Annotated in this window: 17 protein-coding genes; 2 read left to right on the plus strand and 15 right to left on the minus strand. The window is 30.9% G+C overall.

The window, feature by feature from the left end; all coding sequences use genetic code 11:
* Nucleotides 1-23: 23 nt before the first annotated feature.
* The 5 genes from CCC31_RS04360 to CCC31_RS04380 form a co-directional block, all read right to left on the minus strand.
* Nucleotides 24-1,349 carry a sensor histidine kinase gene (locus CCC31_RS04360; RefSeq protein WP_290849901.1) on the minus strand — a complete coding sequence of 442 codons (1,326 nt, stop codon included), beginning with the start codon at nucleotides 1,347-1,349 and terminating at the stop codon, nucleotides 24-26.
* Nucleotides 1,349-2,059 (minus strand): LytTR family DNA-binding domain-containing protein, encoded by a 711-nt coding sequence (locus CCC31_RS04365; protein WP_118565433.1) that lies wholly within the window; start codon nucleotides 2,057-2,059, stop codon nucleotides 1,349-1,351. Before CCC31_RS04365 ends, CCC31_RS04360 begins: the two co-directional genes overlap by 1 nt.
* A gap of 286 nt (nucleotides 2,060-2,345) precedes the next feature.
* Nucleotides 2,346-4,856, minus strand: coding sequence for a ferrous iron transport protein B (gene feoB, locus CCC31_RS04370; RefSeq protein WP_290849905.1), 2,511 nt, complete (start codon nucleotides 4,854-4,856; stop codon nucleotides 2,346-2,348).
* A gap of 198 nt (nucleotides 4,857-5,054) precedes the next feature.
* Nucleotides 5,055-5,276 carry a ferrous iron transport protein A gene (locus CCC31_RS04375; RefSeq protein ID WP_022089659.1) on the minus strand — a complete coding sequence of 74 codons (222 nt, stop codon included), beginning with the start codon at nucleotides 5,274-5,276 and terminating at the stop codon, nucleotides 5,055-5,057.
* A gap of 129 nt (nucleotides 5,277-5,405) precedes the next feature.
* Entirely contained in the window at nucleotides 5,406-5,618 is a 213-nt protein-coding gene (locus CCC31_RS04380) for a FeoA family protein (RefSeq protein ID WP_117909598.1), read from the minus strand.
* 219 nt (nucleotides 5,619-5,837) lie between these two features.
* Here CCC31_RS04380 and CCC31_RS04385 point away from each other — a divergent pair, with 219 nt between their 5' ends.
* Entirely contained in the window at nucleotides 5,838-6,203 is a 366-nt protein-coding gene (locus tag CCC31_RS04385) for a metal-dependent transcriptional regulator (protein ID WP_022089657.1), read from the plus strand.
* A 179-nt stretch (nucleotides 6,204-6,382) separates the two neighbouring features.
* On the opposite strand, the gene hydF is transcribed toward CCC31_RS04385, so the two are convergent.
* The 7 genes from hydF to CCC31_RS04420 all read right to left on the minus strand — a co-directional run bounded on the left by hydF (nucleotide 6,383) and on the right by CCC31_RS04420 (nucleotide 17,154).
* Nucleotides 6,383-7,639, minus strand: coding sequence for a [FeFe] hydrogenase H-cluster maturation GTPase HydF (gene hydF, locus CCC31_RS04390; RefSeq protein ID WP_118565435.1), 1,257 nt, complete (start codon nucleotides 7,637-7,639; stop codon nucleotides 6,383-6,385).
* A 27-nt stretch (nucleotides 7,640-7,666) separates the two neighbouring features.
* Complete coding sequence (locus tag CCC31_RS04395; RefSeq protein ID WP_022089655.1) at nucleotides 7,667-8,518, minus strand: PHP domain-containing protein; 852 nt, start codon at nucleotides 8,516-8,518, stop codon at nucleotides 7,667-7,669.
* A 33-nt stretch (nucleotides 8,519-8,551) separates the two neighbouring features.
* Nucleotides 8,552-9,973, minus strand: a complete 1,422-nt coding sequence (hydG, locus tag CCC31_RS04400) for a [FeFe] hydrogenase H-cluster radical SAM maturase HydG (protein ID WP_022089654.1) — start codon at nucleotides 9,971-9,973, stop codon at nucleotides 8,552-8,554.
* A gap of 105 nt (nucleotides 9,974-10,078) precedes the next feature.
* On the minus strand, nucleotides 10,079-12,832 hold the full coding sequence (locus CCC31_RS04405; RefSeq protein ID WP_290849910.1) for a PAS domain-containing hybrid sensor histidine kinase/response regulator: 2,754 nt from the start codon (nucleotides 12,830-12,832) through the stop codon (nucleotides 10,079-10,081).
* A 366-nt stretch (nucleotides 12,833-13,198) separates the two neighbouring features.
* On the minus strand, nucleotides 13,199-15,469 hold the full coding sequence (locus tag CCC31_RS04410; RefSeq protein ID WP_290849912.1) for an ABC transporter permease: 2,271 nt from the start codon (nucleotides 15,467-15,469) through the stop codon (nucleotides 13,199-13,201).
* Between the two features lie 11 nt (nucleotides 15,470-15,480).
* Entirely contained in the window at nucleotides 15,481-16,179 is a 699-nt protein-coding gene (locus CCC31_RS04415) for an ABC transporter ATP-binding protein (protein ID WP_290849914.1), read from the minus strand.
* A gap of 315 nt (nucleotides 16,180-16,494) precedes the next feature.
* A complete protein-coding gene (locus CCC31_RS04420) occupies nucleotides 16,495-17,154 on the minus strand; it encodes an HAD family phosphatase (RefSeq protein ID WP_022087896.1) in 660 nt (219 codons plus the stop codon).
* A 230-nt stretch (nucleotides 17,155-17,384) separates the two neighbouring features.
* On the opposite strand from CCC31_RS04420, the gene CCC31_RS04425 reads away from it, so the two are divergent.
* A complete protein-coding gene (locus tag CCC31_RS04425) occupies nucleotides 17,385-17,585 on the plus strand; it encodes a hypothetical protein (protein ID WP_290849917.1) in 201 nt (66 codons plus the stop codon).
* 71 nt (nucleotides 17,586-17,656) lie between these two features.
* On the opposite strand, the gene CCC31_RS04430 is transcribed toward CCC31_RS04425, so the two are convergent.
* From CCC31_RS04430 to CCC31_RS04440, 3 genes are all read right to left on the minus strand, one after another.
* Entirely contained in the window at nucleotides 17,657-17,830 is a 174-nt protein-coding gene (locus CCC31_RS04430; protein WP_290849919.1) for a hypothetical protein, read from the minus strand.
* Nucleotides 17,831-18,006: 176 nt separating this feature from the next.
* On the minus strand, nucleotides 18,007-19,125 hold the full coding sequence (locus CCC31_RS04435; RefSeq protein ID WP_022087893.1) for a glycosyltransferase: 1,119 nt from the start codon (nucleotides 19,123-19,125) through the stop codon (nucleotides 18,007-18,009).
* Nucleotides 19,113-19,727 (minus strand): glycerol-3-phosphate acyltransferase, encoded by a 615-nt coding sequence (locus CCC31_RS04440; RefSeq protein ID WP_118565446.1) that lies wholly within the window; start codon nucleotides 19,725-19,727, stop codon nucleotides 19,113-19,115. Before CCC31_RS04440 ends, CCC31_RS04435 begins: the two co-directional genes overlap by 13 nt.
* Nucleotides 19,728-19,729 lie beyond the last annotated feature (2 nt).

Here is a 19,729-nt window from a genome sequence, read left to right on the forward strand (position 1 = left end):
CACTTTTCACATTTATTTAACAATTATTTGTTACTACAAGGAATTAATATTGTGAGTTCAAACCAATCTTTATTCATTCCTGCTTTCATGGTTCCGTCATATTTGTCAACTGTATATTGAATACTCTTAAGTCCGAATCCATGATTTCTTTTGTCAGCCTTTGAACTCTCAAATAATCTAATTCCTCTTTTATCCTCATTTGGTTTAACTTCGCAATAATTCTGAAATTGAATAAGTACAAATTTATTCTTTGCAGAAACAGTCACGTGTATAATTCTTTTTTCAATATCCTTAATCATTACTACATTTTCAATTGCATTATCAATTGCATTTCCAAATATAGTACAAATATCAGTAACATGCATAAACTCAAGTAATTTTCCATCAATAACACAGGTAAACTTAATATCATATTTCTGTCCATGCATTATCTTTCCCGCTATAATAGTATCTAATACCTTATTTCCTGTATTAGTAACACTCTCAAATCCTCTAATATCATCTTCCATTGCATCAAGCCACTCTGTTCTTTTATCGATATCCGTTTCTGCCCTAAGACCTGCAATCTGATGCTTTAAATCATGATATTTCATATTAATTAAATCTATGCTTTCCTGATAATTTCTATATTGATTGTACTGGCTCTTTAACATTGAATCCATTGTTACAATTTCTGACTCAGCCATAAGTTCACAAACTCTACTTTGATAAGCATAAAGAATTGTCATTCCTGCTAAATCAAATAATGTTCTAATGTTAAATATGTCACTTCTAAATCCACTTGAAAATGGAGTATTTTTCCAAATAAAACTTAAATTACTAAATGTAAATGCTACTGCCACTATAGCTATAACTGCAATAAATTCTTTATATGTAATTTTATTTAAATATTCAGGATTCATTAACGGCTTTTCCATAAATGCAACTAATACAAAAATTGCTGTATATATAACAACCAGCATTACTATCTTTGCAAATACAAAATGCTCAACATCAACTCTTGCATTCAGATAACAATCCAACTGCCACTGAAATGATGCTGTAAACTCAGCAATAAGAAATGCTCTCGCACATAAATATGCCGCCGTAATTGAATGCACATTTCCTACCGTATATATGAATAAATACATTAAAAGTGCCGCAGCCACCATACATGGAATCCACCATACTGTTGGCAAATCTCCCGTTGGAACTAACAACGCAATCTGTGCAACTAAAAATAACGTTGATAATGCAACTGTTATTTTATTATTGAACCTATTCTTAATAAGGCAAATATAAATTACACACGCTCCCCATTCTGCTAATGCCGTATAAAATCTTGGAATATCCTGATAAATTGTTTCCATTATTCAGTCACCCCACTCATATAATTAACTAAAGCCTCCATAAACGGCTTTTTCTTTGCTCTACTTATTAATAACTCCTCGTCATTAATAAGGCACACTCCCTCTTTTACCCCATCGACGTATTTGAGATTAACAATATATCCTTTATTGCATCTGAAAAATCCATATGGCGATAATATTTCCTCCATATCTTTCATTGTACCTCTTGCAGTAAATTCGCCTTTTTTAGTTCTATATATAAGAGAATGTCCCATACTTTCAACATAATATATATCATCAATTTCCATTTTTAATACACCATCTTCTACAGGAATGGATACAAACACTTTCTTTTTATTTTGCAATCTTCCTATTGCCCTATCAAGTTTCTGTGAAAATGAAAAATATTCAACCGGTTTTACAACATAATCTAATGCATCAACTTCATATCCTCTGATTGCATATTGAGTCATATTTGTTATAAACATTATAATTACTTCGCTGTCTAATTTTCTAATCTGTTCAGCAGCTGTCATTCCGTCCATATATTTCATCTGAATGTCCATAAGAATTATATCAAAATCTCCTGAATAATTTTCCACTATCTCTGCTCCATCTGGAAATACACTTACATTAATTCTGTTTCCACTTTCCTTCTCATATCGTGATATATATTCCTTAAATTGAGATACGTATAATTTTTCATCCTCAACTATTGCAATATTAATCATTGTATCCTCCTACTCTTCGTAATTTTAAAATTAACCACTACACCCTCATAACTTTATTTTCAAATATTAAAATCCGTTATTTATAACTGTGCAACTATTGTAAAACTCCTTATAAATTATATCTTAACATACAAAAAAATTAGTGTAAACAAAACCTTAATGTCTTGTTTACACCATATATTGGAAGATAGTACGCTAAAAACAAAAAAGGACTTTACAGGATACGATTGGCATTAACCTACATATCCTATAAAGTCCTCTGTATAAATATTTTATTATGTTTAAATTAGTTTTTTGCTAATTTTTTAGAGTCAATTTTTAAAGATGTACTTTCCTTGTATGGTCTGAATAATAAGTATCCAAATCCGATTACAAGTAAGATTGCCACTACTGTTCCAACTCCAAATGTTCCTGCTGTAAATAATGTACCTAACTGGTAAATACATAATGCAACTACATATCCAAGAATTGTCTGGTATCCAATTGCAAAGAAGAACCATTTTTTGTTGTTCATCTCTCTCTTAATAGCACCCATAGCTGCGAAACATGGTGCGCAAAGAAGGTTAAATACTAAGAAACCATAAGCAGCGATTGGTGTCATAATCTGTGCAAGATTTCCCCAGATTTCTGTACCATCTTCTGCAACTTCTGCAAAACCGAATAACATACCAAATGTTGCTACTACATTTTCTTTTGCAATTAAACCTGAAATAGCTGCTACAGCCATCTTCCATCCTTCACCTGCTTTTGTCCATCCAAGTGGTGTGAAGATAGGGGCGATTACACTACCAATTGAAGCAAGAATACTGTCGTTTAACTGTTCTGCTTCTAACATTCCAAATTTTCCATCTACCCAACCAAAGCTCATTAAGAACCAAAGTACGATTGTTGAAAGAAGAATAATTGTTCCTGCCTTCTTAATGAATGACCATCCTCTTTCCCACATACTTCTAAGTACGTTGCTAACTGTTGGCCAATGATATGCAGGAAGTTCCATTACGAATGGAGCCGGATCGCCTGCAAACATTTTTGTTTTCTTTAAAATAATACCTGAGCAGATAATTGCTGCAATACCAATAAAGTATGCACTTGTTGCTACCCAACCTGCATTTCCAAAAAACGCACCTGCTATTAATGCGATAATAGGAAGTTTTGCTCCACAAGGAACAAATGTTGTTGTCATAATTGTCATCTTACGGTCACGGTCATTTTCAATTGTTCTTGATGCCATGATACCCGGAACACCACATCCACTACCAATTAACATTGGAATGAATGATTTTCCTGAAAGACCGAACTTTCTAAAAATTCTGTCCATGATAAACGCAACTCTTGCCATATATCCACAGCTTTCAAGGAAAGCTAAGAAAATAAATAATACAAGCATCTGTGGTACGAAACCAAGTACAGCACCAACACCGGCTACAATACCATCAAGGATTAATCCCTGCAACCAGCCTGCACAGTTAATTGCTTCAAGTGCATTTCCAATAATCACAGGAACACCTGGTACCCAAACTCCATAATCTGCAGGATCAGGTTCTTCAGCTTCTGTTGCTGTCTTAAAATCATTAACTGTTACGTCAAACTTGTCTTTTACATTTCCATCTTCATCTTCAATTTCTGCTTTTGCAGTAATGTCTGATACTCCGGCTTCAGCAACAAATGCGTCAACTGTTGCTGTTTTATCAGCTTCACTTGCTTCTTCGTCCCCAAGAACTTCTTCGATATTATCTGTGCTGATTCCTTTGTCCTTAGCTGCTTCAATGAAAGCATCCACTGCTGCTGTCTGCTTTTCATAATCGCCTGATGCATCTTCATAAGAACTTGTTCCTATGCCAAATAAATGCCATCCGTCACCAAATACACCATCGTTAGCCCAGTCAGTAGCCCATGAACCAACTGTTGTTACTGATACAAAGTAAACAACAAACATTACTACTGCAAAGATTGGAAGCGCAACCCATCTGTTAGTTACTACTTTATCAATTTTATCTGATACTGATAATCCCTTCTTTGAAGACTTCTTAATACATTCTCCGATAATAGAAGAAATATATGTATATCTTTCATTTGTAATAATACTTTCTGTATCATCATCAAATTCTTTTTCAAGCTTTGCTATTTCATTTGATACATCAGGAATTTCTGTCATCATTTCACTGATTTTATCATCTTTTTCAAGAAGCTTTATTGCAAAGAATCTTTTCTGCTCAGGAGCAACACTGCTTCCAAGCATATTTTCTACATCTTTAATTACATTTTCAACTTCTAATGTAAATTCATGAACTGCTGTTGAAGCCTGTTTTTTGTTAGCTAAAGCAACTGCTTTTTTTACAAGTGTATCAATTCCTTTTCCCTTAAGAGCTGAAATTTCCACTACTTCGCATCCAAGTTTCTGGCTTAATTTTTCGATGTTAACTTTGTCACCGTTTTTCTCTAATACGTCAACCATGTTAACAGCCATGATTACAGGAATACCAAGTTCCATAATCTGAGTTGAAAGATATAAGTTTCTTTCAATGTTTGTACCATCAACAATATTAATTATTGCATCCGGCTTTTCTGTTATAAGATAATTTCTTGCAACCACTTCTTCGAGCGTATATGGAGATAAAGAATAAATTCCTGGTAAATCGACCAATGTAGCTTCCTTATTTCCCTTGATTTTACCCTCTTTCTTTTCAACTGTAACGCCCGGCCAGTTTCCAACAAACTGATTAGAACCTGTCAAAGCATTAAACAAAGTTGTTTTTCCGCAGTTAGGGTTACCTGCTAAAGCAATTTTAATTGACATTTCTTTCTCCTTTTTTACTATCTTTTTCAAATGTGTAATAATATGCTATTTTGTCATTAGTAAGTCAACTCAAAATTCCAAGCGCAAGTTTTATCATTCTGACCGCAATTCTTTATCACTTACCTTTATTGCATATCACTTACTTTCATTATGTCGTACTCACTTTTATTAGTCATTTCTAACTTGTGGGTAAAAAAATTATTCTACCTCAATCATTTCTGCATCTGCTTTTCTAAGAGATAATTCATATCCTCTTACAGTTACTTCAATCGGGTCTCCTAAAGGTGCTACTTTTCTTACATATACTTCAACACCTTTTGTTATGCCCATATCCATAATTCTTCTTTTAACCGGGCCATCTCCAGTAAGTTTCTTAACTTTCACAGTCTTTCCAACTGCAACTTCCTTTAATGTACTCATTGCTATCCTTCTTTCATATTTCTTTTTTATATGTAAAATTATGATTGTGCACTCTTAAATACCTGCACAACAAAAAAGATTTAATAATATTTAATCAAATAAATAAAACTTTAATTTTCTTTATTAAATCTAAACCATAATTTTATTAGCCATATCTTTTCCTATTGCAACACGTGAATCTTTTACGTTAACAATCATGTTTCCACCCATCTGTGAAACAACTGTAACAGTTCCACCTACTACAAATCCTAAGTTTTCCAAAAACCTTCTTGTTTCTTCCTTACCGCCAACTTTTTTGATAACCGTTGGTTCTCCTTCATTTATCATAGTTAATGGCATCATGTTTCCTTCTTTCTTCTTAAGTAAAGATAAACCTTATTTTTCAACAGTTAGTATATGCTAACGCAAATTAGATGTCAATAATTATTTTACTAAAATTTCAATTTTTTTCTATTTTTTATAAAAATACCTTCGTATTTTTATTCAATATAATTTGAGTAATATTCCACTTTGTGATACAATATCAAAAGACAATACGAGAAATACAAGGAGGTTTTCAACATGATTATTAATGAATCGGCAGAAAATTATTTAGAGACTATTCTTGTTCTTAGCAAAAAACTTCCCGTTGTTCGTTCCGTAGATATTTCCAACGAATTAGGTTTTAAGAAATCAAGCGTCAGCATTGCTATGAAAAACCTTAGAGAGAAAGGTCATATCACTGTTACTGACGCCGGATACATTTATCTTACAGAATCTGGAAAACAGATTGCAGACATGATATATGAAAGACATGAACTCTTATCATCATGGTTAGTACGTTTAGGAGTTCCTGAAGAAATTGCTACAGAAGATGCATGTAGAATTGAGCATGTGATTAGCAAGGAAAGCTTTGCGGCTATAAAGAATCATGTAAAATCACACTAATTATTTTAAACATTTATTATAGTCTTTAATGAGTAAAACCCACATCATTTTCCATTGATGTGGGTTTTACTCATTTATCATATGTGTAGTAAATAACCTAAAACACTACATATAATATTATTTTGGTTATTTGCAGCCTGGTTATAAACTTGTTTTACCCCATTTCTGACAACGAGCCATTATTTTCGTTTATTAGTATTAAATACTTCTATACTTCTTTCAAGAATTCCATTCATATACGCTATCAATGTACCATAATTTGTCATTGGAATTTTATTATCGTTTGCACACTTTAATCTATATTTCATTTCCTTTTCATTTAATGTGCATCCGCCACAATGAATAATTAATTTGTACTCTGACAAATCTGTCGGAAATTCTGTTCCACTTGTAAAATGCAGTTTTAAATCTTTTCCTGTGTATTTTTTTATCCAATTAGGTAGCTTAACCGTTCCTATATCATCACATTGTCTATGATGAGTGCAACCTTCTGAAATCAAAATTCTGTCTCCATCATTTAAATTTTCGATAGTAGCTGCACCTTCTACCTGTGTCTTAAGATTTCCTTTATGCCTTGCCATTAATATTGAAAAAGAAGTTAAAAGCATATCATTAGGTGTATCTTTTGCTACCTGTTTGAATACCTGACTGTCTGTAATAATTAATTTCGGTTTTTGTACTAATTTATCTAAAGTAGCAACAAGTTTATCCGGCTGAATCACAATCGTAATTGTCCCAACTTCTAATAATTCTCTTATAGTCTGCTGTTGCGGTAATATAAGTCTGCTCTTAGGTGCTGCTGAATCTATTGGTGTCACTAAAATAACAATATCTCCTTCATCAACTAAATCTCTGACTATCGGATATTCAAATTCTTTTTCCGGCTTTAACGTAGCTATCTTTTCTTTTAATTCATATATATTCTTATTTGCTTTAGCACTTATTCCAATTATTTTATTTTCAGGCACTATTTCTAATAAATTTTTATAAACTTGATTTTCTTTTAAATCTGTTATAATTAAATCTATTTTATTTAAAACAACAATATAAGAAATTTTTCGTTTTTTTATTTCATTTATAAGAGAAATGTCATCGTCTAAAATTTTATGAGACATATCATTATTATTCTTTTCATTTAAATCAATAACTATAACAGCTATATCCGTCTTATTTAACATCTGATAAGTTTTCTGAACTCTTAATTTGCCAAGTTCTCCTTCATCATCAATTCCCGGAGTATCTATTACTACAACAGGCCCTAGAGGTAAAAGTTCCATTGCTTTTAATACCGGGTCAGTTGTTGTACCACAAACATCTGATACAATCGATAATTTCTGACCTGTAATTGCATTAATTACACTGGATTTACCTGCATTTCGCTTTCCAAATATTCCTATATGAATTCGTTCACCTCTAGTTGTTTCGTTCAAGCCCATTATTTTCTCCATTATTTCTTTTAACTGTTAATTATTGTTATCTTTTCCTTTATATTCTGTTTTATCTTTATTTCCTTTTTTATCATTATCAATTATATCTATTCTTTCAATATAACCTTTTTTAAGTTTTCCATTACGCTGGATTCCACGACTCCAACCTCCAAATTTATTATAAATCCAAAATAAATATGTTGTTATTATCTTGGCTTTTCCTAATTTACCTCTTGAAGTATTTTCATATATTTTTCCACCACATTCAGTCTTATTTCTGTGTTTTATATACTCAATCAACTGACTTTCTTTTCTTATTTCATCAGGAATTACTGTGTATGCATATCCTATGCTCTCCGTCTTATGTGAATCACTTCCTGCTGTTCCTGTCAAATTATATTTTTCAGCCATTTCTAACGCTTTATCATTTGCCATTTTAGATTCGCAGGCATTAAACACTTCAATAAAATCAAATTCAGATAAAATGTCCGGATTTCTTTTATAAGCTTTTGAATTCATAAAACTCATAAACTTTTCACCAAATGGATGCGCAGGTCCTAATATTCCTCCATAATTATGAACTATTGGAATAAGCAACTGTACCGGCATTCCTCTAAGTTCCATAAGCCTTAATTTAAGATTCTCCGGCATAATTACAATGATATGTCCTGCATCTAATGTATCATACTCTATTCCTTTAAATACTACAAAGTCCTTGTCAACATTTTTTATATTATGTTTCCAATATCTATACCCATCATAAGAGTCATGGTCTGTTACTAACATACCCCCATAACCCTGAGATTTTAATATATTTATATACTCACTAATTGGGACTTTTCCATCTAGCGAGCCCTCTTTTGTATGACAATGCATATCTATTTTCATATAAACCTCCTAGAGAGGATTTTAACGTTTGTTTTAAAATCTAAAGTCTCTTTTGTTATTATCTTTTATTAATTTTAAATTTTTTATTACAATATCCTTTACTTTTTCATTAGGAATATTTTCAATTTCTTTATGAATTAAATTTTCGCCTATTTCTTTTGTTTCAGATGAAGCATAATCCATTAAATACTCCTGTAAAGTCATTAATGCATTTGGTAGACAACAGTTCTGTATTTGACCGCTTTTACATAAAGACATAAATCTGTCACCTGTTCTGCCTTCTCTATAACAGGCTGTACAAAAACTTGGTATATAATCCATTTTCATAAGCCAGTTAACCACTTCATCAAGACTTCTTGTATCAGTTACATCAAACTGACTTGAATTTTCTTCTTCAGGTTCTGCTTCAAAATATCCGCCCACACTTGTTCTTGAGCCACCACTAATCTGAGAAATTCCAAGATGTAATACTCTTTCTCTTGTCTTCTGACTTTCCCTTGTAGATACAATCATTCCTGTATATGGAACTGCAATTCTTATGCATGCAACAATCTTTGCAAAAATATCGTCACTTATTCCATTTGAAAATGATGACTTATCTATATCATCTGCATCGCAAATTCTAGGCACACTTATAGTATGTGGTCCAACTCCAAAGACGGCTTCTAAATGTTCAGCATGCATTAATAATCCTGCAAATTCATATCTGTACTTATCAAGTCCAAATAATACACCAAGACCTACATCATCAATTCCACCTTTCATTGCTCTGTCCATTGCTTCTGTATGATAATTATAATCACTCTTTGGTCCTGTCGGATGTAATTTCTTATAGCTTTCCTTATGATAAGTCTCCTGAAAAAGTATATAAGTTCCAATTCCTGCTTCCTTTAATAATCTGTAATTTTCAACAGTCGTCGCAGCAATATTAATGTTTACACGTCTGATAGCTCCATTTTTGTGTTTTATACTGTATATTGTTTTAATACATTCAAGATAATAGTCCATTGTATTATTAACAGGATCCTCTCCTGCCTCTAGTGCTAATCTTTTATGTCCCATATCCTGAAGAGCTATTACTTCTTTTTTAATCTCTTCCTGTGTAAGTTTTTTTCTGGCAATATGCTTATTCTTAGCATGATAAGGACAGTATACACATCCGTTAACACAATAATTCGACAGATAAAGTGGAGCAAACATTACGATTCGATTTCCATAAAAGTCTTTTTTTATCTGTTCAGCAAGTTTAAACATTTCATTGTTTTTATTTTCATCTTTACATGCTAACAATACGGACGCTTCCCTGTGGGATAGTCCTTTTCTTAATTTGGCTTTTTCAAGAATCGAATCAATAAGTTTTATATTATTTTTATTTTCATCTGCATATTTAATTGTATCTAAAATTTCTTCATGATTAATAAAGTCATCTGCCGATTTTGATGTTATATCGTACACTTTTATGTCCTTCTTTCCTGTAATTATACATCTTTCTTTTGTTTATTCATCATTTTGACGATTAAATTTATAAAATATTAATAATTTACATTACATATTCTATATCTATTTTTTTAATTTACTTTTAGCAATTTCTTCTAAAACCTTTTCCATTTCTATTGGTTTTGTTAAATGAGCATTCATTCCTGCATCAATACTTGCCTTTATATCACTTTCAAACGCATTTGCCGACATTGCAATTATTCGTATTGTTTTTGCATCGGCTTTATTCAATTTTCTAATTGTTCTTGTAGCCTCAAGACCGTCCATTACAGGCATTTGAATATCCATTAAAATTGCATCATAATATCCTAAATCAGATTTTTCAAATGCCTCAACTGCTTCTTTTCCCTCAACTGCAGTTTCCACAATTATTTTCTCTCTTTCTAAAAGAGTCTGTGCAATTTCTCTGTTAATTTCATTATCTTCTACAAGTAACACTCTCATTCCCGAAACATTACTATTTTCCAACTGATTTTCATCATCTTCATTATATTTGTAACTATATTCTGTCTCAATTATAAATGTTGTTCCCTTACCAAGTTCACTTTCTATTTTCATGGTAAATCCCATCGCATCTACAATTTTTTTAACAATATATAGTCCAAGTCCCGTGCCTATAAGTTCTGATGAAAATTCATTTCTCTCCTGCATAAAAGGCTCGCCTATTTTCTGTACAAATTCTTTGCTCATACCACAGCCTGTATCACTGATTACTATTCTTTCCTTTGCAGTCTTATCATCTACATTAATGTTTTCTATTTTCCAGGTTATCTTTCCACCCGGTTTAGTAAATTTATAAGCATTGTTTAAAAGATTAATAATCATCTGCTGTACACGCATTTTATCAATGTAACATAAAACTTCTTTATCTTTTTCTTTTTTGATAAAATTAGGATAAATAAATTCTATATTTTTTTCTTTCATTAATGGACTCATCATTGAAACAATAGGTTTAACAACGTTATACATACTGCACCATTCCGTATAAAGTTCAAATTTGTCATTTTCAATACGGCTTACATCTAATATATCGTTAATAAGTCCTAACAGATATTTACCTGACTCATTAATCTGGTCTATTTCTTTTGCTATAACTTCTCTTTTATCAACATCATCTTTAGCAATTTCGCACATTCCAATAATAGCATTCATAGGTGTTCTTATTTCATGACTCATTCGTGCCAAAAACTCGCTTTTAGCTTTAGCTGCCTGTTTTGCCTCTTCTAGCGCTTTTGCTAATCTCTCGCTATTTTTTCTTTCTTTTTCATAAATATCCGTAACATCTGTTACCATGAATAAAATTTCATTTTTATTTACGGCAGAATCTAAATATTGAAAATGAATTTTCTTTCTTCGTACTCCTTTTTCAATGTTAGATGTTATATTATGATAAAAATAATAATTGTCATTTTTTTTCAATTGCTTTTTAATATTATCTAACGCATATTCTTTTCTTGCCGTTTCGCGTTCTTCTTCTCCAATATTATTATTTATAAATGTATCTATTTCATCTGCGAAAAAATTCTTCTTGCGCATTTTCATTTCGCCATATGTGTTTCTATAATTAAAAATCATAATTTGGCCATTGATTGTATTTATCAAACCTATACAATCATATTCCGTATGTATACACTTATCCATTATTGATTTTATAGTATGCTTTTCAGTCACATCCTGTATATACACAAATTCCATAATTTCAGAAGTAATGGGATTGCTTAAAATTTTAGCAACAATCTTAACCCATTTAATCTCTCCATCTTTCATTACAATCTGAACTTCAGAGTCAATATTTTCTTTTCCATTATGGTATTGCATTATAATGTTTCCGACTGAAAATTTATTTCTTATTTCTTTTTTTACTTCATCAGATAAAATTAATCCGATAAAATATTCAACAGCATCTTCACATGATGTGTTTTCATTTACAACATCATCTGTCGAATTAGCATAATTGTTTTTAAAGTTACTTCTTTCAATTCTGTTTTTAGTAAGATTTATCTGATATGAAGCAATTATATCCTGTGACATTTCCTCTCTTGTTTTAAGTTCTGCCTGATATATTTCTAATTTTTTTTGTTGCTTTAATATGCTTTCAGTTTCATCAACAAAATATACCATGTATGCATCAATATCATTCCATAAATAGCTTTTTGTACCCAGACTATAATATCTGTTATTTCTTTTAATATGTATCTGTCTGTAAGCCTGAGAAGTTAATTCATTTATTTCTTTCTCGCTAAATATTATTCTCTCAGCCGGTATTAATTCATACACACTCTTTCCAATTACATTTATATCCTGAGGGATATTTTCTATTTTCTTCCACTCAGCATTTGCATATAATATTCGTCTTTCCTTTTTCTCTGCTACATATGTTGCAACCGGAGATTCATCTGATAAATTTATATACAAATCTAATTCATCTGACAACTTTGTACATGCACAATAAAAAACAGGACATCCATCCTCTTCTCTAATCTTTGAAGCGACCAAATTAATCCACTGAACATTTCCCGTGGCTGTATAATATCTATATCTTTCATCTACTTCATTATCACTTTGTATTTTGCATAAAATACTCGTCAAAAACTTTTTTCTATCTGCCTCATATATAATATCTATAACATTTACCCCACTATCAAGATAACGTTGTAATTCATCATGCGTTCTTCCTGATAATTTTGCAAATGCCTCATTAAAATAGAGACATTCTATATTGTTTTCAACTACTTTTACAATTATTATTCCACCTGGAATTGAATTTAACAGTGTTTCATTAATAATTGATTTTTCCTGTTCAATATTTTGTTTCATATAATTTCCTCGTTATATAACTCTTTCCGAACTGTGCCTTTTTATTATTATACGACTGATTCTTTTTTCTTTCAATGACAGGTGATATTTTGCGATATGATTTTTAAATACCGTAATCTATACTTTCATAATTTTCCACACAAAAATACCCACAGATTAATTCTTAATTGTGAGGGTTTGTGATATTAACTAAAGGCATTTGTCACCGCTGGTTCAAATTGACAGCGGATTTTGCCTAGAATCAAAGGTTCTAACAACAAAATATAGCTGGAGATTTAGAACTGCTGCGAGTGACAAGCAGCGCAAGCGTTATTTAGTTAATATCACAAACCCTCACAAAACCGGAATACATCTGTGGGTATCTTGTTATTCTACATTTTTCAATGCATCTGTCATAGGTATTTTCTTAATTTTTCTAAATTCGAGGAACGAAACTAATATATATGCCATCATGCCAAGAATAAACATTTCGACATATACAACAGGATCCATTTTCAGTATAATCCATCCTTTCATATCCATCATCATTGGTCTGTAAATCAAATCTTTTATAATCCATACTACAACCGGAATGCTTAATGCTACGCATGCGATTACAACCCATGTCGTTGCAGTCAGATAAAGTTTTCTTATTTCATTATTATCATATCCTAAAATTTTTACCATAGAAATCGATAAACTATTCTTTTCTATAACAAGCTTAATTAAAAGATACATTACAAGCATTGATAAAATAACTGATACAATGTTTACCATATTCATCATGCTACCCATAGATACATCCATCTGTCTTGCCATTTTAGTTAAATCATCCTGAGTAATAACAGAATAAATGTACTCCTGGTCAATATCTTTTATTTTTACATTTGAAAAATATCCTGTAAATTCATTGTCTTTTACATTGAACTCTTTGCAAAAATCCTTTTCATTCATAAATATCGTAAGTCCAATAGGATATTCATAAACTCCACCAATTTCAAAAGTATGTTTTTTAGTTCCATAGCTTTCTTTTAAAGTAAATTTATCACCTTTTTTCAATCTGTACTTATCTGCAAATACATCTGAAACATAAACCTTTCCACTCTCAAAATCCATTGATAAATATTTACTGTCATCTGATATTCCATATACTGATATATCGTCTTTTTCCCCATTATCACCTGTTTTTTCAACTGTGCTCATAAAATATTTTTCTACATCTTTTGTTTCTGTTTCAAGAGGTGCTTTCAATACATACTGATACTTTGCAGCCATATGTTCAATTATGCTGTCATTGTACGAATCAAGCAAAGCCGGAAGCATTAATCCAAATAAAAGCAATAAATTTGCAAATACGATTCCAACAAATAAAGTCAGATAATTATATCTGTTCTGAATAATAACCCTAATTCTGAAACGGTTAAAAAACTTAAAATGTGGTAATCTTATGGCTTTCTTTTTCTTTGAAGTTGATAAATCATTTCTTATAAACTTCATTGGTGAAAGTCTAAGTTTCTTTCTTATAAACACATAGTTTACAACAAGCATTATTATAAACGGAACAAGTGTTGTAAGCACAAATGCTTCTGCACTCCATATCGTTGTATATGTTGGAAGACTATAACTTCCATAATACATTCCGACACATACATATTTAAATACCGTATATCCAAGTATATTTCCTATTATTGCTGAAATAATCGTAACTATTAATGGAATTTCCATATAATGAGCTGTTATTTCTCTTTTTGAATATCCTGACGCTCTAAGAGTTCCTATTATCGTTGCTTCTTTATTAATTGTATTTGTTATTGTTACTGCAAATATAAATGCAATTATTACAATTAGAATGTATAGTAAAGCAATCATCATTCCTCTGTCACTTCCTACATCATCACCTGTAAAATTAATTGCATTGTTTGTATATCTTGGAATGAAATTTTTCACAATTCCTTTAGAAGCTATAACTTCTAATAACTTATCTGATACCTTCTTTTCTTTTTTCTCTGTGGAAGGCTCTTTATCATATTTCCATGAATAACTGTAAAATTTGTGTTCATCTCCGAACTGATTGTATCCATCATCTGTCATTATTGCGACACCAAATTTTACTGCATCAAACATTAAGTCTCCATTATTTGAGAATAATGCACTATAATCTGATAAAGCTACAAAACCCGTGACTTTTAATTTCTTATCCGAAACTTTAATATAATCACCAACTTCAACATCGTTATTATTTGCATACATTCTGTCTATGGCAATTTCATCTTTATTATCCGGCTTTTTACCTTCCATAAGGCATACTTTATTAACTTTCTTTCTGTCTTTAAATATTCTAAGTGTACTGTCATATTTATCATTTAAATTTGTATCAGTATCTTCTTCTATGTAATAATTATTATATATGGAAATTTTTTCTTGATTTTCTATTTCATTTATCGCCTCATCACTTAATGGAGACAACATTTCAAAATTACCATTTTCAATGTTGTATACTTTAAAGCTTTCATCATATGTTTTGCTGATGCTCTTTGCCGCAACAAGGAATCCTGAAATGAACCCAATTGAGCCTATAAGAAGTAGAAAAATAACCACATATTTTCCAAATTCGCTTTTTAACTGTCTTGGAAGTCTTTTATGTAACGGATTTTTCATTATCTAACCTCCTACCACTCTAATTCCATAGCAGGAATTTTTTCTTCGTTAACATAATCTTTTCTGATTTGTCCGTCTCTTAATTTTATAACCCTGTCTGCCATATTTTTTATTGCGTCGTTATGTGTAACCATAATTACCGTATTACCATATTTATGATTAACATCCTCAATCAGCTTTAGTATTTCTTTAGAAGTATTATAATCAAGCGCTCCTGTAGGTTCATCGCAAAGTAAAATACTTGGATTTTTTACAATTGCTCTTCCAATTGATGTTCTCTGCTGCTGACCTCCTGACAACTGATTTGGCAATTTATGTCTATGTTCATAAAGGCCTAACGTTTTCAGCAAATCATCTATGTCTAATGGATTATCACTCAAATATGCTCCTACTTCTATGTTCTCTTTTACATTCAAATTCGGTATAAGATTATACATTTGAAATACATATCCTAAGTGCTTTCTTCTGTATTGTGTAAGAGATTTTTCGTTCATGTCCTGAATAACCTCTCCATTAACTGTTATAGTTCCACTGTCTGCCTCGTCTATTCCACCAATAATATTCAAAAGTGTTGATTTACCTGAACCGGAAGGTCCTAACAGTACACAAATATCACCTTTTTGTGCGGAAAAATTAATTCCTTTTAACACTTCTGTCTTATTTTTATCGTCTCCAAAACTCTTTTTTATGTCCTTGATTTCTAAAAACATATTTACTCCTCTCTATTTTTTATTAATCTTTTACGTTGTGTATTTCTAACTATAGTTAGTCATCGCTACCTATTTATTTATGATTATACATTCTTTTTCATAGAAATCAAGAAAAACTCCCACATATAGGTTTTAAATTGTGCAGATTTGAGGTATTAACTTAATAACGCACGCAGTTGCAAATGCACTTAAGTTAATATCTCTAGCACACAAAAAATCCATATGTGGGAGTTGTATTTTATTATTATCATAAATAATTATACATCATCTATATATATTATTGTTATTTAGCTTATAAGTTTATGTTCATATGCTTTACAAATTCATATCAGCAATTAACTGTTTTACCTGAGTCCAATCTTTAATATAGATTGTAGATACTGATTTAACCTTTTCCTGATGCAATTTGCTAGAATCATCATATATTCCAACTGTATTAATTCCATTATTATAAGCTGTATTCAATGAATAAAATGCATCGTCCATAAGCCATGTACCTGCTTTATCGCTTTTCATTTCTTCCATTGCTTTTTCAAATATTAACGGATTGTCTTTTCCCTTTCCAACCTCTGTTGTTGTAAATATCTTCTTAAAATATTTTTCCAAACCTAATCTCTTAAAAGCTGCTTCAATCATTGGTCGGTCTGTAGATGTTGCAACTGTCATTGGAATTTTATTTTCATATAAATACTCTATAAATTCCAACACTCCATCCTTTGGCATTGCTTCATTTTCATAAAATTCATATACAACACTGTTTATTCCATCAATAATTTCCTGTATAGTTTTATCCAATTTATATGTTTCTTTTATGTATTTTGCACCTTCAGCCATCGTTAAATCAAATAAAACCTCTGCAATATTTTCTTTTTCCTCAATTCCAAACTTATCCAAATATATTTTTCCTGCATCCATCCAGATTTTCATTGAATCTAAAATTGTTCCGTCTACATCAAATATTATTCCCTTATTCATAATTTTCTACTCCTCTTCTAATATGTATTTTCTTTTTTAATCGGATTAACCACCTAAAATATTTATTATAAAAAATTAACCTTACTCATTTTATTTTTATCTGTTATTACACAATAAATTTTAATTAAATTTAGATTATTTTTCAACACCGACTGCCATTTAAAGTTCATTTTAGTTTCGCATTCTATTATATGTACAACAATTAAAATATTAAAAGGAGGATTTGTTATATGAAACAATCAGACAAATTAATTTTATCAACAATATTATCATTAAATATAGTTTCTTTGGGAATTGGATGTATTAACCTAAAATCAGTTTATGCTGATACTACTGGGACTGAAACTTCTATTGTTTTATTAGATGACGGAACTACTGTAAATGGTAAAAAGATTTATGGCAAATGGTCTAAAATCAAGAACGTTGTTTAATCAAATAAAAACAGAGTTGGATTTTTCCAATTCCGTTTTTTATTTGAAGTAAATTTTTATAATATAATTCGCTATACATTTAAGGTTCCAAGCTTTATAGTTATTTCATCATCATATACCTTGCTTACCTGTCCATAAACAGTCTTTTCTTCATTTGATTGTTTTCCTGAACTGCCTGCACACCCACTAAGAGATGCACCTACCATTGTTACTGCCATAATTCCTACTAAAAATTTATGTCTCATATCTTACACTTCATTTCACTTATCTAACTGAGTTTCATCTTATGGTCATATAATAAAATGCCAACCTTAAATGAACTTAAAAAAAGCCAACAATATTTGATTTTTTCAAATATCATTGACTTTTATGATTATATTGGCAAAATATACGATATGATATCAAACAAACTTACTACAAATTACAATTTAGTTTTACACAATTCATCAGCCATATCACCAATAAGAATTCTTGCATTAGCTGAAATATTATTTTTCTGCTGACAAATCATTTTCTTTTTATTGTCTTCTTCCATTGTTTTATCACATATCTTTCCAAATTTTTCTGTAATTCTTTTAACCGGAATACTCATTCCTTTGCTGTAAAAATATCTCATGTTGTAAGTTTCGCACCCCGGAATAGGTGTAATATGGATAAAAGGCTTTCCTACAACTGCTGCCTCGGTAGAAGACAACCCACCGGGTTTTCCGATAATTAAATTACTTGCCATCATGTATTTTGCAATATCGTTCGTATGACCTATTAAAATACATTTCTCACTATATTTGTCCTTAAGTTTATTCAAAAGTTTTTTGTTATTTCCACAAATTATTATTAGTTTTACATTTGTTCCATCATAATAATCGGATAAATTCTTTACAACTTTTTCAACATTTCCCGCACCAATGCTTCCGCCTGATACCAAAATATATCTGTTACTAACACTAAGTCCAAGTTCTAGTTTAGCCTCATCCATATTAATGCTATGATCAAATACCTCTCTAACCGGAATTCCAAAAGTTCTTAATTTTTCTTTTTTTATCCCACGCTTAATATATTCTTTTTCCAAATCCTTGGCAGGAATAACATAATAATCACATTCTGTTTCCTCTGTAAACGGAATACATGTATAATCAGTTCCAACAAAAACTGTAGGTGGAAGTTCATATCCTTTTCTTTTCATTTGAGTTATGATTTCTGCCGGGAACAAATGTGGCATAATTATTATGTCGCATTTGTTTTTTTGAATATAATCTTCTATTATTGCTGCAATTCTTCCATTTGCATAATAGACCGGAGAATGAAAAGGAAGTTTTCTGTAAGCATTTCCAATTTTATACACAACTCCAAATACATTTGGAGCTTTCTGTACAAGTCCTACGTATGCCCTGTCTATAACTCTTGCAAGCCTGTTACTTTTTAAAGCATATGGATTGAAAAATTTAACATTATATCCTCTTTTAATTAGTTCTTCTTTTATAGCTGCACCTGCTGCATTATGTCCACCGCCTGTGCCACATGATAATATTAACGCATCCATAATAATTTAATCCTTAACTTTTCTCTAACTTCTGTACTTTGATGTAGTCTTACTAACACAACTAATGTAATAAATAAAAATCCAATATTCACTGCCTGATTTTCATTTAATATGAATAGTCCCGCCAATGTACTCACATAAGTAACTATTGTTCTGTAAAAATGTGGAATTACTCTAAATATTAGTGAGTAAAATATAAAAAATAATGCCAAAATAATTACAGCCTTTATATCAGGTGCTAGCCCTAACAGGCATCCAAATGTTACGGCAATTCCTTTTCCTCCATGGAAATTGTCAAACATAGAACACACATGGCCAACAACAGGCATAGTTAAAACAATTGCTAGCGGAATTATTCCCATTTCCTGTGGTGTTGCTCCATTTATATACATGTGTACCGGTACAATTCCCTTTAAAAGTTCACATATAAGTGTCATGATTCCACAAGTCATTCCTCCGTACATAAATGCATTTGCTGTTCCCGGATTCTTATCTTTACTTTCTTCAATTAATTCTTCTTTATTAAATAATTTCATAAAATTTTTAGCATATAAAACACTACCTGAAATATATCCAAATAAAGCATAAAGTATTGTTCTCATAA

Source organism: Eubacterium sp. LMAG:50 (assembly GCF_008680265.1).
Lineage (GTDB): Bacteria > Bacillota > Clostridia > Lachnospirales > Lachnospiraceae > Eubacterium_U > Eubacterium_U album.

Bases quoted from the DNA above. Each gene is read 5' to 3' on its own strand.
- CCC31_RS04415 (WP_290849914.1), bottom strand. From the start codon at position 16,179: ATGTTTTTAGAAATCAAGGACATAAAAAAGAGTTTTGGAGACGATAAA.
- CCC31_RS04380 (WP_117909598.1), bottom strand. From the start codon at position 5,618: ATGATGCCATTAACTATGATAAATGAAGGAGAACCAACGGTTATCAAA.
- CCC31_RS04440 (WP_118565446.1), bottom strand. From the start codon at position 19,727: ATGAGAACAATACTTTATGCTTTATTTGGATATATTTCAGGTAGTGTT.
- CCC31_RS04435 (WP_022087893.1), bottom strand. From the start codon at position 19,125: ATGGATGCGTTAATATTATCATGTGGCACAGGCGGTGGACATAATGCA.
- CCC31_RS04375 (WP_022089659.1), bottom strand. From the start codon at position 5,276: ATGAGTACATTAAAGGAAGTTGCAGTTGGAAAGACTGTGAAAGTTAAG.
- CCC31_RS04410 (WP_290849912.1), bottom strand. From the start codon at position 15,469: ATGAAAAATCCGTTACATAAAAGACTTCCAAGACAGTTAAAAAGCGAA.
- CCC31_RS04430 (WP_290849919.1), bottom strand. From the start codon at position 17,830: ATGAGACATAAATTTTTAGTAGGAATTATGGCAGTAACAATGGTAGGT.
- CCC31_RS04425 (WP_290849917.1), top strand. From the start codon at position 17,385: ATGAAACAATCAGACAAATTAATTTTATCAACAATATTATCATTAAAT.
- CCC31_RS04385 (WP_022089657.1), top strand. From the start codon at position 5,838: ATGATTATTAATGAATCGGCAGAAAATTATTTAGAGACTATTCTTGTT.
- hydF (WP_118565435.1), bottom strand. From the start codon at position 7,639: ATGGGCTTGAACGAAACAACTAGAGGTGAACGAATTCATATAGGAATA.
- CCC31_RS04405 (WP_290849910.1), bottom strand. From the start codon at position 12,832: ATGAAACAAAATATTGAACAGGAAAAATCAATTATTAATGAAACACTG.
- CCC31_RS04360 (WP_290849901.1), bottom strand. From the start codon at position 1,349: ATGGAAACAATTTATCAGGATATTCCAAGATTTTATACGGCATTAGCA.
- CCC31_RS04395 (WP_022089655.1), bottom strand. From the start codon at position 8,518: ATGAAAATAGATATGCATTGTCATACAAAAGAGGGCTCGCTAGATGGA.
- CCC31_RS04365 (WP_118565433.1), bottom strand. From the start codon at position 2,059: ATGATTAATATTGCAATAGTTGAGGATGAAAAATTATACGTATCTCAA.
- CCC31_RS04420 (WP_022087896.1), bottom strand. From the start codon at position 17,154: ATGAATAAGGGAATAATATTTGATGTAGACGGAACAATTTTAGATTCA.
- feoB (WP_290849905.1), bottom strand. From the start codon at position 4,856: ATGTCAATTAAAATTGCTTTAGCAGGTAACCCTAACTGCGGAAAAACA.